At 39.8% G+C, this 14133-nt stretch carries 10 protein-coding genes and 2 pseudogenes; 10 read left to right on the plus strand and 2 right to left on the minus strand.

Annotated elements, in window-relative coordinates:
- The first annotated feature begins 1 nt into the window (after position 1).
- The 9 genes and pseudogenes from JCM15074_RS15690 (at position 2) to JCM15074_RS15730 (ending at position 12131) form a co-directional block, all read left to right on the plus strand.
- Positions 2-1216, plus strand: a complete 1215-nt coding sequence (locus JCM15074_RS15690) for an IscS subfamily cysteine desulfurase (protein ID WP_025822277.1) — start codon at positions 2-4, stop codon at positions 1214-1216.
- A gap of 56 nt (positions 1217-1272) precedes the next feature.
- Positions 1273-1656, plus strand: a complete 384-nt coding sequence (gene iscU / locus JCM15074_RS15695; protein WP_025822279.1) for a Fe-S cluster assembly scaffold IscU — start codon at positions 1273-1275, stop codon at positions 1654-1656.
- 15 nt (positions 1657-1671) lie between these two features.
- Positions 1672-1994, plus strand: a pseudogene (gene iscA / locus JCM15074_RS22580) (iron-sulfur cluster assembly protein IscA).
- Positions 1995-2006: 12 nt separating this feature from the next.
- Positions 2007-2519, plus strand: coding sequence for a co-chaperone HscB (gene hscB, locus JCM15074_RS15705; RefSeq protein ID WP_025822281.1), 513 nt, complete (start codon positions 2007-2009; stop codon positions 2517-2519).
- 62 nt (positions 2520-2581) lie between these two features.
- Complete coding sequence (gene hscA / locus JCM15074_RS15710) at positions 2582-4444, plus strand: Fe-S protein assembly chaperone HscA (protein ID WP_025822283.1); 1863 nt, start codon at positions 2582-2584, stop codon at positions 4442-4444.
- 12 nt (positions 4445-4456) lie between these two features.
- Positions 4457-4795 (plus strand): ISC system 2Fe-2S type ferredoxin, encoded by a 339-nt coding sequence (gene fdx, locus JCM15074_RS15715; protein WP_025822285.1) that lies wholly within the window; start codon positions 4457-4459, stop codon positions 4793-4795.
- 286 nt (positions 4796-5081) lie between these two features.
- Positions 5082-5513, plus strand: a complete 432-nt coding sequence (gene ndk, locus JCM15074_RS15720) for a nucleoside-diphosphate kinase (protein WP_025822287.1) — start codon at positions 5082-5084, stop codon at positions 5511-5513.
- Positions 5514-6328: 815 nt separating this feature from the next.
- A complete protein-coding gene (locus tag JCM15074_RS15725) occupies positions 6329-9040 on the plus strand; it encodes a TonB-dependent receptor plug domain-containing protein (RefSeq protein WP_025822289.1) in 2712 nt (903 codons plus the stop codon).
- Between the two features lie 337 nt (positions 9041-9377).
- Positions 9378-12131 (plus strand): TonB-dependent receptor, encoded by a 2754-nt coding sequence (locus JCM15074_RS15730; protein ID WP_148300816.1) that lies wholly within the window; start codon positions 9378-9380, stop codon positions 12129-12131.
- Between the two features lie 61 nt (positions 12132-12192).
- Here JCM15074_RS15730 and JCM15074_RS22585 read toward each other — a convergent pair whose 3' ends face one another.
- The gene (locus JCM15074_RS22585) at positions 12193-12534 is read right to left on the minus strand and encodes a hypothetical protein (RefSeq protein WP_025822293.1); all 342 of its coding nucleotides are present in this window, start codon (positions 12532-12534) and stop codon (positions 12193-12195) included.
- A gap of 120 nt (positions 12535-12654) precedes the next feature.
- Positions 12655-13598, minus strand: a pseudogene (gene dusC / locus JCM15074_RS22590) (tRNA dihydrouridine(16) synthase DusC).
- A gap of 240 nt (positions 13599-13838) precedes the next feature.
- Here dusC and JCM15074_RS15745 point away from each other — a divergent pair.
- The coding region (locus JCM15074_RS15745) for an HvfA family oxazolone/thioamide-modified RiPP metallophore (protein WP_025822295.1) at positions 13839-14133 on the plus strand (295 nt) is incomplete at its 3' end.

The raw sequence follows: 14133 nt of genomic DNA on the forward strand, positions 1-14133 counted from the left end.
GATGAAGCTTCCTATTTATTTAGATTATGCCGCAACAACACCTGTAGACCCTCGCGTCGCAGAAAAAATGTGTCAATTTATGACAATGGATGGTGTTTTTGGTAACCCAGCGTCTCGTTCTCATCGATATGGCTGGCAAGCTGAAGAGGCCGTTGATATTGCTCGTAACCAAGTTGCTGAGTTAATTAATGCTGACCCTCGTGAAATCGTGTTTACATCAGGTGCTACAGAGTCTGATAACCTAGCGATTAAAGGTGTTGCTCACTTTTACCAAAAGAAAGGTAAGCACATCATTACCAGCAAAACTGAACATAAAGCGGTGCTAGATACTTGTCGTAATCTAGAGCGTGAAGGTTTTGAAGTGACTTACTTAGAGCCTGCTGCAAATGGCATTATTCCGCTTGAGCGTATTGAAGCGGCAATGCGCGATGACACTATCTTACTATCATTAATGCAAGTTAATAACGAAATTGGTGTTATTCACGATATTGATGCAATTGGTGAGTTATGTCGTTCTAAAGGTGTTATTTTCCATGTCGATGCTGCGCAAAGTGCAGGTAAATTACCTATCGATATGCAAAAGAGCAAAGTAGATTTAATGTCGATCTCTGGTCACAAGATGTATGGCCCAAAAGGCATTGGTGCCTTATATGTTCGTCGTAAGCCACGTATTCGTTTAGAAGCACAAATGCATGGTGGTGGACATGAGCGCGGTATGCGTAGCGGTACATTGCCAACACATCAAATTGTTGGTTTAGGTGAAGCAGCTGCTATTGCAAAAGCGGATATGGAAAGCGATAACGCACGTATTCGTCATCTACGCGATAAGTTGTGGAATGGCATCAAAGATATTGAAGAAACTTATGTTAATGGTGATATGGATAACCGTGTTTGCGGTAGCCTTAACGTAAGCTTTAACTTTGTTGAAGGTGAATCTTTAATGATGGCGCTGAAAGATTTAGCCGTATCATCAGGTTCAGCTTGTACTTCAGCAAGCTTAGAGCCAAGCTACGTTTTACGTGCTTTAGGCTTAAGTGATGAGATGGCACATAGCTCAATTCGTTTCTCTATCGGTCGTTTTACTACCGAAGAAGATATTGATTACACCATTAAAATTATTAATGAATCAATCGATAAGCTAAGAGAAATGTCACCATTGTGGGAAATGTTCAAAGATGGCGTTGACCTAGAAAAAGTACAATGGGCACATCACTAAGATAATTATAAGCAGGCCTAATATGGCCTGCTATACAAGCAATTTGGAGCAGTATCATGGCTTACAGCGAAAAAGTAATCGATCATTATGAAAATCCACGTAACGTGGGTTCTTTTGACAAAAACGATCCATCAGTAGTGACCGGTATGGTCGGCGCACCCGCTTGTGGTGACGTGATGAAGTTACAGTTAAAAATTGATGGTAACGGTGTTATTGAAGACGCTAAGTTCAAAACATATGGTTGCGGTAGCGCAATTGCTTCTAGCTCACTAGTGACTGAATGGGTTAAGGGCAAAACCATCGAACAAGCGGCAGAGATCAAAAATACTGACATTGCTGAGGAATTAGCCTTGCCACCAGTTAAGATTCATTGTTCAATCCTTGCTGAAGATGCAATCAAAGCTGCGTTAGACGAATATAAGTCTAAACAAGCTAAGTAGTTAACTGGAGATATAATGGCGATTTCAATTACGCCTGCGGCAGCTGAACGAGTACGCTCATTTTTAAGTAATCGCGGTAAAGGATTAGGCCTTCGTTTAGGTTTAAAAACCTCTGGCTGTTCAGGTATGTCATATGTACTTGAGTTTGTTGATGAACTTAATGCTGATGATGAGATATATGAAGTCGACGGCGTTAATATTATTATCGATGCTAAAAGCTTTATTTACTTACAAGGCATTGAACTTGATTTCGTTAAAGAAGGCCTTAATGAGGCTTTAAGTTCAATAATCCTAATGCTAAAGGTGAATGTGGTTGCGGTGAAAGCTTTACCGTTTAATCAAACTAGACAATGAATTATTTCGAATTATTTAATTTTTCGCCAGCATTTCAAATTGATCTCACTGTCCTTGCAGAGCGTTATCGCGAATTGCAAAGGACAGTTCATCCTGATAATTTTGCTAACGCCTCCGAACAACAGAAATTACTTGCTGTACAACGTACCGCGCAAGTCAATGATGGTTATCAAGCATTAAAAAATCCTGTTCGTCGCGCGGAACATATTCTATTTCTCCGTGGAATAGATATTAGTCACGAGACCACAACAGTTAAAGATACCGCTTTCTTAATGCAACAGATGGAATGGCGCGAAGCACTTGAAGAGATCACCTCTGTTGATGATGTTGCCAGTCTTTATGATGAGTTTTCAGATTATCAAAAATTGTTAACTGCACATTTAAGCTTAATGTTAGCAAGTGATAACGTTAACGATTGGTCAATGGCTGCTGACGACATTCGTAAACTTAAGTTTATGATCAAGTTACATGATGAATTAGTCCGTATTGAAGATGCGTTATATGACTAATTAACCCCGTTTTTATTGTTGGCTCAATTTATTGAGCAACTTTGTTTATAAGTTGGATAAATATGGCCTTATTGCAGATTGCAGAGCCCGGTCAAAGTGCCGCGCCACACCAACATAGACTTGCTGTCGGTATTGATTTAGGTACCACCAATTCACTGGTTGCCGCTGTTAGAAGTGGTGAAGCCATCACATTGACAGATGTTGAACAACGTCACGCAATACCTTCTATTGTGCATTACACAGAAGCGGGTATTGAGGCTGGTTATCTTGCTGAACAAGCATCAGCAAAAGATCCACAGAATACTATCGTTTCTGTAAAACGTTTTATGGGTCGCAGCTTAGCTGATATTCAAGCACATTATAGTAATTTGCCTTACCTTTTAAGTGAGAGCGAAAATGGTTTACCTATTTTTGCTACGCCTCAAGGTCAAGTCAACCCAGTTCAAGTATCGGCAGAGATATTAAGACCTCTTGTTGAGCGCGCTGAAGCGGTTTTAGGTGGCCAACTTGAAGGTGTAGTGATCACTGTTCCTGCTTATTTTGATGATGCACAACGTCAAGGCACTAAAGATGCTGCGGCGCTTTTGGGTGTTAAAGTCCTACGCTTACTCAACGAACCGACAGCAGCTGCAATCGCTTATGGCCTAGACTCTGCCCAAGAAGGGGTTATTGCTGTTTATGATCTCGGTGGTGGTACTTTTGATATCTCGATTTTACGCTTAAATCGTGGTGTATTCGAAGTATTGGCAACGGGTGGTGATTCTGCCTTAGGCGGTGATGATTTTGACCATATGTTGGTCGATTATTTGATTGAACAATGGCAGGTGACTGAATTAAATAGCCAAGAACGACGTCAAATTCTTATTGAAGCCCGTCGTGTGAAAGAGGCTTTAACTGCTGTTGATACGGTTGAAGCTGTATTGACTCGCGCAGATAACAGCGTTTGTCAGCATACGGTTACCAAAGCTTTATTTGAACAGTTAATTCAACCGCTAGTTAAAAAGACCATTGCCAGTTGCCGCCGCTCATTACGTGATGCCGGTGTGACCACTGATGAAGTGTTGGAGACTGTTATGGTGGGCGGTTCAACTCGCGTGCCATTAGTGCGAGAGTTGGTTGCAGAGTTCTTTGGAAAACCAGCATTAACTTCAATCGATCCTGATCGCGTAGTGGCATTAGGTGCTGCTATCCAAGCTGATATCTTGGTGGGAAATAAGCCTGACTCGGATTTATTACTACTTGATGTGATCCCACTGTCGCTGGGTATTGAAACCATGGGCGGCTTAGTCGAAAAAGTCGTATCTCGTAATACCACTATTCCTGTTGCCCGTGCGCAAGAGTTTACGACCTTCAAAGATGGTCAAACTGCAATGGCATTTCACGTGGTACAAGGTGAACGTGAACTCGTTGATGATTGCCGTTCATTAGCGCGTTTTACTTTAAAAGGTATTCCACCATTGGCTGCTGGTGCAGCCCATATTCGTGTGACTTTCCAAGTCGATGCCGATGGTTTATTAAGTGTGACGGCGATGGAAAAATCCACCGGCGTGCAGTCTAGCATTCAAGTGAAGCCTTCTTTCGGTTTATCTGATACCGAAATTACGACTATGCTAAAAGACTCAATGCACAACGCTAAAGATGATATTAGCCGTCGTATGCTAGCGGAACAAAAAGTTGAAGCAGCGAGAGTATTAGAGTCGCTAAATTCGGCTTTGCTAAAAGATGGTGAATTGTTATCTAGTGATGAACGTTTAGCTATTGATAATGCAATGGCTAGCTTAGCTCAAACTGCTGCTGAAGATGACGCAGATGCGATTACGAAAGCGATTGAAGCGGTAGATAAGCAAACCCAAGATTTTGCAGCTCGCAGAATGGACAACTCAATCAGGGCAGCCTTAAAAGGCCAGTCTGTTGATAATATATAAGTGTAGGAAGATATGCCAAAAATCGTTTTTTTACCCCATGAAGAACTGTGTCCAGATGGGGCTGTTGTAGAAGCTGAAATCGGCGAAACTATTTTAGATGTCGCACTTCGAAATGGTATTGTGATTGAACATGCTTGTGAAAAGTCATGTGCCTGTACAACTTGCCATGTTGTGGTTCGTGAAGGTTTTGATGAGCTAGAACCTAGTGATGAACTTGAAGATGACATGCTGGATAAAGCATGGGGTCTAGAGCCTGAAAGTCGCTTATCTTGCCAAGCCAAAGTTGTTGATTGCGATATGATTGTCGATATTCCTAAGTACACCATTAACATGGTGAGTGAAGGTAACTAATCTGTATTGATGAATAAAAGCCCTTACCTGATGGTAAGGGCTTTTTTTTACTTGAAATTCGGGCGCTTTTAAATTGGTAGGAATGGTACGTAAAACGTACTTTATTGGTTAAATACATTAAAACTAATTCAGCAATTGCTAAATAATGTGACATAGATCTATAACTGGTGCTGATGACTGTGATGTTTATCACTAATTGGTGTGGTTCAAGGGTAGGATTTGTAAGATAATTTGCGTATAATCCAGCGCGAATTTACTTATAATAATCTCTACAAAGGAAGCTTTTATGGCTATTGAACGTACTTTTTCTATTATTAAGCCTGATGCTGTAGCAAAAAACCACATTGGTGCTATCTACAGCCGTTTTGAAACAGCAGGTCTTAAGATTGTTGCATCTAAAATGTTGCACCTATCTCAAGAACAAGCTGAAGGCTTCTATGCAGAACATAGCGAGCGTCCTTTCTTTGCAGCATTAGTATCATTTATGACTTCTGGTCCAATTATGGTTCAAGTGTTAGAAGGCGAAAACGCAGTATTAGCGAACCGTGAAATCATGGGCGCGACTAACCCAGCTGAAGCTGCTCGTGGCACTATCCGTAGTGACTTTGCAACAAGCATCGATGAGAACGCTGTACACGGTTCTGACGCATTAGCATCTGCTGAGCGTGAAATCGCTTACTTCTTCAGTGCAGAAGAGCTTTGCACTCGCACTCGTTAATTGATAACGAGTCTGTCTAAAGCGCCTATATGGCGCTTTTTTTGTCTGTAAAATCTGTTTATCAATTTATATTTTTATACTGTAATCAGTATAAGCTTTAAGGTAGATATGTATCTATTTACTGGTATTTACCCGTAATTCACTATTAAATCATGTCATTCAAACTATTAACATATATAACAACCAATAAATCATGAGTCTTTCAGTATAAGTATGAACTTTTTATTTTATTCATAATTTGCATATTTATTCATTATGTTGGTGGTGTACTTGTTTAATAAGCTTGCTTTATTTATCAAGATCATCTTACAAAAATGGCATTTTTCTTATTCATCATTGTTATGATGCTATTTTTATTATCCAAAACTCATCATATGTAGATTAATAATATTAAATATCTAACTGTCATAAACTAGATTGAATTTGGAATAATGGGTATTTATTCAAAACTGTAAATATTTCATTACATTCTGCAAGCATCAAATCTAGCTTGTCGATGTGATCTGTGTCGCATTATCGTTAATTTCTAATGCAATTAAAACCTAAATTGTAACGGATAATGTTTCAATATTGTTGTTAAAACATGGTGGTTATCTGCATAAAAAACAATATTCGTTCAAAAAGTGAGCTGCGATAGCTTTTTAGGTGGTTATTTGTTAAGTTTTTGTTTATTTATTATGGGGTTGTTGATACAAAATAAAAGATTTTCTTTTTTCGTTGTTATTGATAAGTTTATTTTTCGAGTGTGATAGTTAAATAAAAAAATAATAAACACTCGCAATTACAATAATAAAACAACAAAAAGGGAAGATTATATGATATCGCAGACCGCCGTAGCCAAAGCTGTACGTTTTGGTATGTTTGCCTTAGTTTCTACCAGCATTCCAGGGATTGCAGTAGCAGCAGAAGAAACACAAGTATCTGACAACGTAGAGCGCATTGAAGTCACTGGTTCTCGTATCCAGCGTACGGATATGGAAACATCGTCTCCTATCACTGTGATTAGTCGTGCAGATATTGACGCATCAGGTGTAGCAACTGTATCTGATTTCGTACGTAACCTATCACAAAACAGTTTTGGTTCGTTCCGTGATGCATCAGGTTATGGTGCAGGTCAATCATCACAATCTACAGTAAGTCTGCGTGGTCTTGGTGCTCAACGTACATTGATTCTGATTGACGGTCGTCGTATGGGTTCATCGGTAGCGTTTGGTGGTAGTAGCCAGAACTTAAACGTTGTACCTATGGCTGCAGTTGAGCGAATCGAAGTTTTACGTGATGGTGCATCAGCTGTTTATGGTTCTGACGCGGTGGCTGGTGTAATTAACATTATCACCAAGAAAGAGTATGAAGGTGCAGAAGTCGACCTTGATCAAGGTATTACTCAGCATGGCGGAGCAGAAAGCACCAACGTACGTATGACTTTTGGTACGGTTGGTGAAAAAACCAATATTGTTGCATCGGTTGAGTATTTCAATCGCTCGCCATTACTAGATTCAGATCGTGACTTTAGTAACACACTCTATAGTGGTTATGGTTGGCCAGGTACTGGTAGTTTTACTCAGCAAGTATTTGATGACAAAGGTAATCCTGTTTTAGATAAAGAAGGGAAACCTACCTACGAAAAAGTTTCATTTGCAGATGATCGTTGTGGTGGTGGAAATTCACAATTAGTCATTGATCCTGAAACAGGTAACGAAACCTGTGCTTATAATGCTGCTGCAGAATCAGCAACAATGGCTGCTCAGGAACGCTTCTCTACCTTCTTAAAAGTTGACCACCAGTTAACAGATGATATTACTTGGACTAACCGCCTAATGATGAGCCGTATTTGGACTGAAGGCCAATACGCAGCAGCACCAAACAGCGCAGGCCCAACACTTAAATATACTGCTGAGAACGCGGCAATTTATGAAGCTACGGTATTAAAGCATGGTAATGACTATTTAAAGAGTTTATTACAGTACGATGCTAATGGTGAATTTATCGGTACGAAGAAAGATGCCGATGGCAAATATATGGGTGATATAGCACTATTAATGCGCACTACGCCTTTAGGACCGCGTGTTACGAGTGTTCAAGATACCGATATTAACTTCTTAACCGCACTTGAAGGTGAAGCTGATTTATTTGGTGGCATGACGTGGAGTACTGGCGCGCAGTGGATCCGCTCTGATGTTGCTTCTAATTCAACCGGTGCTGCCAATGCTAAAATCATTCAGGATATGCTAAATAATGGTGATTTAGATTATTTTGCTGCTGGTAAAGATTATGTTGAAGGCCATAACGAAGAGATGATCAAAAAAGCAGCGCATACTGCGATGTTTATGGGACGTGTACAAACCTACGGCGTGGATGGTAGTGTCAGTTTTGATGCATTTGATTTACCAGCAGGTTCAGTGCCTGTAGCGTTAGGTATTGAATGGAATCGTACTGAATACGAGAAAACATATGATGCTGTATCTAATCTAGGTGAAATTGTGGGTAGCTCTGGTGGTGATATCATCACGGGTAAGAGCCGTGAAGTACTTTCATTATCATTTGAAACCTATATCCCAATTATTGATGGTTTAGATGTAGACTTATCTGCTCGTTTTGATGATTACAGCGATTTCGGCAGTACGTTTAACCCGAAATTAGGTATCAGTTATCGTCCTATCGATTCACTATTGTTACGTGCATCTTATGGTACGGGCTTCCGCGCACCAACATTTGATGACTTATATACTGGCCGTTCACAAACGTTCTTGTGGGCATCAGATTGGGCAAATTGTACAGATCCTGACAAATGTGCTCGTCAGCAGTATCCTGCATACTATGAAGGTAATGAGAATCTAGACCCTGAAAAATCAACCTCTTTATCAGTTGGTATCGTGTGGAATATCACTGACTCGTTAGATTTTGAATTGTCATATTACAACATTGAAATTGATGATGTAATTTCGACTATGGACTCACAAGATGTGTTCGATTTAGAGCGCGATGGCGTTGATGTTTCAGATATACTATTCCGTGATCCTAAAACTGGTGACGTCGATTATTTATTGCTTAAAAAGCTTAACTTAGGTGAAATGAAGACCTCTGGTATTGATTTCAACTTACGTTACATGCTTGAAACGTCTGTCGGTGATTTTAACTTTGGTGCAGAAACTAACTACGTGATTAGTTGGGAACAAAAAACTGGACCAACCACAGAGCTTGAAGATATCGTTGGCTTAGTAGATACCCCAGAGTTCCGTGTGAACTTAAGCTCAACTTGGACGCAAGGTGAGTGGGATGCATCATTATTTGCTCGTTATACTGATTCTCAAGAAGAAGAAGGTTATGGCAAGATTGATGCGCAGTGGATCCTTGATATTCAAGCGGGTTACTATTTACCATGGAATGCTAAAGTTAACTTAGGTATCCGTAACCTATTAGATGAGATGCCACCACTTAACGAAAACGTAGGCTTCCCATATTATAGTACTGAACTATATGACCCAATTGGTCGTGAATACTATATTCGTTATAATCAGAAGTTCTAATATTAATTAAACTAATTAATAAATACTAAAAGCCAGTCCTTATGACTGGCTTTTTTTATTTTAATAATAAATCTAAATTAAAGATCGCTTTAAGTTAACTTGTTGATAAATCTAACTATGGCTGTCCATTATTATTAACAGATGTATTAAATTGTATATATTGCGCAATAATTAAACAAATCAAATTGACTATTAGTGATTAATTTATCAGTATCTAGCCAATATTGTTTTAGATCACAGTTTTATAGTTAGTTTTATTTCGTGAATTAATATCATTATTAGTCGTCACTTATATAAATGGATTTTAGTAATAATAAGTAGTAATAGGGAGATAACTATGAGTTCACTGACACTCACCGCTCGGGCAATTCGCAATAGTTTACTTGCAGTTGCCGCCTCAAGTACCGCTTTTGCTGGCGTAGCAATCGCTGAAGAACAAGTTGACGAAAAAGTAGAACGAATCGAAGTCACTGGTTCTCGTATTCAACGTACCGATATGGAAACATCGAGCCCAATAACCGTAGTTGATGATGCGGCAATTCGAGCGACTGGTGCATCAAGTATCGATGAAGTATTACAAAGTATTACCGCCGCTAGCGGTGCAATGACCAATCCCGGTGTGAATAATGGTTCCGGTGGTAATGCACGTATTGATCTGCGTGGTTTAGGTGCTAATCGTACCTTAGTACTCATTAACGGTCGTCGAAGTGTGGGATCTGGTACTGGCGCTGCATCTACTGTCGATTTAAATACTATTCCAGTTGGAATGGTAGAACGTATTGAAGTGCTAAAAGACGGCGCATCAGCGGTATATGGTACTGACGCTGTATCTGGTGTGGTTAACATTATTTTAAAGCGAGATTATGAAGGTTTAGAGTTTAACTTACTGGGTGGTATTTCAGGGCATGGTGATGCAGAAGAAACTGGCTTTGACTTAACTATGGGTACCAGTTTCGATAAGGGTAATATCGTCGTTGGCTTACAGTATTTAAAGCGTGGTGATGCAAGCCAGGCTGATAGAGACTTTTCTGATTGCCCTGTATCTGAAGGTGCTGATGGTTTATTCTGTGGTGGTAGTTCATATGCACCTGGTGGCACCGCTTGGCTAACTCGTTATGTCGAGGGGGCCGGTGGTGATGGCTTTGATTATAATTTAATTGATGGTGAATACAAAAGGGTAGAGGAAGGTCAAGAAGGCAAGGGTACTCATCGTATGTACGGTGATAAATACCATCCTGATGAAGTCACTAAATATAAAGGTCAAGGCGATAATAGTTGGACCGATTTCAATAATGACGACTTTTATAATTACTCAAGTTCAAGCTTCTTAAGAACGCCAATGCAGAAAGTGAACTTTACTGCAATTGGTACTTATGAGCTGAGTGATGATGTTACCTTAATTTCTGAAACCACCTATTCTAAGCGTTGGTCAGAGCAGCAGATGGCACCACAACCAGTGTGGTTTGATTTAACTTATCAAGATTGGATGAAGCCAACTAATGCTGGCGCTGATTACCCTTATATGACTGGTGATCAGATTTCATACGGTCGTCGAATGACTGATATCGGTAGCCGTGACTTCTCGCAGGTGGTTGATACATTCCGCACAGTGATTGGATTGGAAGGCTATTTAGATAATGGTTGGAAGTGGGATGTAAGCTATAACTTTGGTCGTAATGATTCGGTAGATCGTTTAGCTAACCTACTCAATATGGGTTCTATTCAAAAGGATATTGATGAATCAAGTGCTGCAGATATTAAATTTAACCCGCTAGATCAGGCATTCTGGGGTTATGATAATTTAAAAGAGTATATTTATACTGAGCAAAACAGTGGTGGTGCCCAGTTAGAAGTGTACAGCGCAGCAATTACGGGTGATCTATATGAGTTACCAGCTGGCTATTTAAGTATGGCTGCGGGTATTGAACACCGTAAAGAGAAAGGTTGGTATATTCCCGATTCATTAACTTCTCAAGGGTTAGCAAATGACCCTAAAGTTGAACCGACTGGTGGTGAATTTGATGTTAATGAGGCTTATCTTGAATTAGCTATCCCAGTTCTTGAGGGAGTGTTCTTAGCCGATCAAGTCGATATTAGTTTAGCGACTCGATATTTTGATTATAGTACTTTTGGTGATGACTTTACTTGGAAAGCGGGTCTTACTTGGCGTGTCAACGATGATTTAATGTTCCGTGGTGTACGTTCAACTGCATTTAGGGCACCAACAATTAATGAGCTTTATGCGGGTAAATCTCCTAACTTCGCTCACGTAATATATCCAGGTGCACAAGATCAAGCAGAAGAAACTGTTGGCGGTAACGATATGCTAACGCCAGAAGAAGCTGACACATTAACGTTAGGTTTGGTATATGAGCCATCATGGTTAGAGGGGTTCTCGGTCACCTTAGATTACTATGATATTGATATTACCAATGCAATTGCATCAGTTAACTCGCAATATATCGTTGAGTTATGTCTAGACCCTAACGGTTCTGGTCAACCAATTAATACTTCTAACCCAGTTTGTCAGTCATCAGGCATTCATATGGATGCTTCAAATAGAATTATATTTGAAAATGGCTTACAAAATATTGGTGCCGAAAAAACCTCTGGTTATGATTTAAACTTACTCTATAAGTTTGAATTAGCTAATATGGACTGGCGTGTCGGTCTAGATACTACCTATTTAGAAGAGTACACCGTTAAAGTATTGGATGATGTCACTGACTACTCTGGTATTATCACGGGTAACTTAGGTAGCTACGCTGAATGGAAGTCTAATTTGACTGTTGCTATGTTAGCTGATGATTGGAAATTCAATTATATGGCGCGCTACATTAGCGGTATGGACAGTTTTGCTTGTTTAGATGACCCAAGCAAGTGTATTGCACCAACCGTGGGTAGTGTTGTATATCATGACATTTCTGGTGAATACATGATTAGCGATACCATGAGCGTTAGAGCGGGTGTTGATAACGTATTTGATAAGACCCCGCCATATTATACGGGTAATAATGACTCAAATACCGACCCGTACACTTACGATACTTTAGGTCGTTACTTCTATGTAGGTGGAACAATTAAGTTCTAACCCATTATCGTAAAACCAAAGCCCCTTGATTGGGGCTTTTTAATGTCTAAATTAAGGCTGATTAATCGTCTAGCCTGAGCTCTTGCCGATGCTGATGGTTATTCTTAATATCGCATTTATAGCAGCGTTGGGCAGTGATATTTTTGCTAAGAATATTATCTTCAATGGGGTCTTCACAATCAGCGCATAGGCCATATAGCCCGAGTTCAAGCTGGCAAAGTGCAGCTTCAAGTGCAATAAATTGTTGTCTCAATTGCTGTTGATTCGAGTGCGCGTGAAGTTGGCAGATAATGTCTGATAGAGGCATATCTGGCGTGATATGAAGTTCATCCATATGCATCGCTTGGTTGATTAATTGAGCAGATAGTTTTTGCAGTGCATGATAATTAGTATGAATTAACATTAGTTAACTCTAATCTATTGGATGGTTTTTTGAGTGTAGCTTGCTGCTGTATTGTGTTTATGATGGAGATCAATAATTTACTTATTTGATCTCCAGATAACACACTTAAGTTGATCTATATTAATTCATCTGCTGTCGTGCTTGCTGTAAACAGGCAACAATTTCTGGCGCTGTTTTAAAAATTCTAAGTTGTCTAAACAGCTCATCAGCTTCAGTATATTGACGGTTTAGGTAACAAAACCATTGTTTTATACGTGCGGGATAATAGTCAATACGGCGGCTACTGGTTTCTTGTTTGGTGTAATCAAGCATAAGATCCAGTGTTTGCAGCCAAGAGTATGGGTTATCGCCATGCTTAATATGATTGGCTAAGTTGGGTAGTGAAATAGCACCGCGACCAATCATAACGCTATCACAACCCGTAATTTGCATACATCGCTCTGCATCTGCTTGATTCCATATTTCACCATTAGCAATCACTGGAATAGGTAAACGCTGATTAATTTCAGTGATATATTCCCAGTATGCAGGGGTTTATAGCCATCAACTTTACTGCGGGCATGTACGGCTAACTCATTAGCGCCAGCCTCGTAAACAGCAAGTGCATTTTCCATAAATAAGGATTTATCTTCATAACCCAAACGGATTTTGGCACTTACAACTTGGTCGCTAGGTACAGCTTCTCGTACTGCTTTCATGATCTTATAAATAAGCTCAGGGTTTTGCAGTAAATAAGCACCACCTTGGCTACGGTTAACCATTTTTGCTGGGCAGCCAAAATTGGCGTCTATGCCTTTTGAACCGAGTGTAATGGCTCGGTATGCATTTTCAGCCATCCATTGTGGTGATTGACCTAATAATTGGATCCGCACAGGCGTACCATTGCTGGTTTGACCATTATTCGCTAATTCTGGACAAAATCGATGAAAGACTTTTTCAGGTAATAATTGGTCAACGACTCTAATAAATTCGGTCACCATTAAATCATAGTCATTAATTGTCGATAATATTTCACGCATCACATCATCAACTACGCCTTCCATAGGCGCCAATATTACTTTCACAGAAATGTCTCAATCATATAATCAGGTTGGGCATTTTACCTAAGCTCACTAAAAAACCCAGTCAAATTTGGTTTTTTCCTTCTTAAATATCAGATATAACTTGATGCTTGGTTACAAATTTTGCGTTATTGTTGAAAAAAAGTGAAATTAAACCAATCATTAAAGGGTCTTAGTATCTGAGTTCGCCAAAATGCAGACTGCTGAGGTGAATAATTACTATTTTAATTGTGAGGAAAAATTATGAGCGTAATGAAAAAAACAGCAGTAATGAGTGCATTGGGTGCCGTAGTTGTGGGGTCAGCATTAACTATGCCTGTTGAGGCGCAGCCGTTTGCTTTTGCAGAGATGTCAGCTGGCTACCAAGTTAGCACTTTAGAGGGCAAGTGTGGTGAAGGTAAATGTGGTGAAAGTAAAGGTAAAGAAGGCAAATGCGGTGAAGGTAAGTGCGGCGGCGAGATGAAAGATAAGATGAATAAAGCCAAAGAGGGAAAATGTGGCGAAGGTAAGTGCGGCGGCGAGATGAAAGATAAGATGC

It is taken from the genome of Shewanella marina JCM 15074 (assembly GCF_000614975.1).
In the GTDB taxonomy this organism is placed as follows: domain Bacteria; phylum Pseudomonadota; class Gammaproteobacteria; order Enterobacterales; family Shewanellaceae; genus Shewanella; species Shewanella marina.

Coding starts and splice junctions, on each gene's coding strand:
- JCM15074_RS15730 (WP_148300816.1), top strand. CDS start 9,378: ATGAGTTCACTGACACTCACCGCTCGGGCAATTCGCAATAGTTTACTT.
- JCM15074_RS22585 (WP_025822293.1), bottom strand. CDS start 12,534: ATGTTAATTCATACTAATTATCATGCACTGCAAAAACTATCTGCTCAA.
- JCM15074_RS15725 (WP_025822289.1), top strand. CDS start 6,329: ATGATATCGCAGACCGCCGTAGCCAAAGCTGTACGTTTTGGTATGTTT.
- ndk (WP_025822287.1), top strand. CDS start 5,082: ATGGCTATTGAACGTACTTTTTCTATTATTAAGCCTGATGCTGTAGCA.
- hscB (WP_025822281.1), top strand. CDS start 2,007: ATGAATTATTTCGAATTATTTAATTTTTCGCCAGCATTTCAAATTGAT.
- iscU (WP_025822279.1), top strand. CDS start 1,273: ATGGCTTACAGCGAAAAAGTAATCGATCATTATGAAAATCCACGTAAC.
- hscA (WP_025822283.1), top strand. CDS start 2,582: ATGGCCTTATTGCAGATTGCAGAGCCCGGTCAAAGTGCCGCGCCACAC.
- fdx (WP_025822285.1), top strand. CDS start 4,457: ATGCCAAAAATCGTTTTTTTACCCCATGAAGAACTGTGTCCAGATGGG.
- JCM15074_RS15690 (WP_025822277.1), top strand. CDS start 2: ATGAAGCTTCCTATTTATTTAGATTATGCCGCAACAACACCTGTAGAC.